1 pseudogene is annotated in these 849 nt (G+C 54.9%); it reads right to left on the bottom strand.

The features are described from left to right. A pseudogene (locus tag H8K52_RS20600) lies at positions 1-849 on the bottom strand (Calx-beta domain-containing protein); the annotation flags it as partial.

Here is an 849-nt window from a genome sequence, read left to right as displayed (position 1 = left end):
TGTAATCGGCACCCGCTGTCGCTGTACCACCGCCTAAGTTGTAAGCGTAAGTCGCTGCTACTGTTGTGGTTGCTGACAGAGACACGGTGTAGACGAGATCATTGCCTTCGACCACATTGTCACCAGCAACGCCTGGTGCGCCTGGTTCCACTGTGGTGATGCTTGGTTGGTCATCATCCAAGATACCGCCATTGCCTGTTACCCCACCGATCACCAATGGTAAGGATTCTGGGGACGCGGAATCGACGACACTGTCGTTGATCGTGGCGACGGTCACCGTGAAGGTGCTCACGCCAGCGGGAACGATCAGGCTGCCACCGACTAAGGTCACACCATTACTGAACGTGGCTGTGCTGTTGTAATCGGCACCGGCTGTTGCTGTACCACCGCCTAAGTTGTAAGCGTAAGTGGACGCAACGGTTGTTGTTGCGCTTAAGCTGACGGTGTAGACCAAGTCATTGCCTTCGACCACATTGTCACCAGCAACGCCTGGTGCGCCTGGTTCCACTGTGGTGATGCTTGGTTGGTCATCATCAATAATGCCGCCATTGCCTGTTACCCCACCGATTACCAATGGTAAGGATTCTGGGGACGCGGAATCGACGACACTGTCGTTAATCGTCGCGACGGTGACTGTGAAGGTGCTCACGCCAGCGGGAACGATCAGGCTGCCACCGACTAAAGTGACACCATTGCTAAATGTGGCTGTGCTGTTGTAATCAGCACCGGCTGTCGCTGTACCACCGCCTAAGTTGTAAGCGTAAGTCGCTGCTACTGTTGTGGTTGCTGACAGAGACACGGTGTAGACGAGATCATTGCCTTCGACCACATTGTCACCAGCGACGCCTG

Origin of the sequence: Affinundibacterium seohonense, assembly GCF_014284305.1 — a bacterium.
Lineage (GTDB): Bacteria > Pseudomonadota > Gammaproteobacteria > Burkholderiales > Burkholderiaceae_D > Undibacterium > Undibacterium seohonense.
The sequence above is the reverse complement of the archived record's forward strand: the minus strand, read 5'-3'. Positions and strand labels throughout refer to the sequence as shown.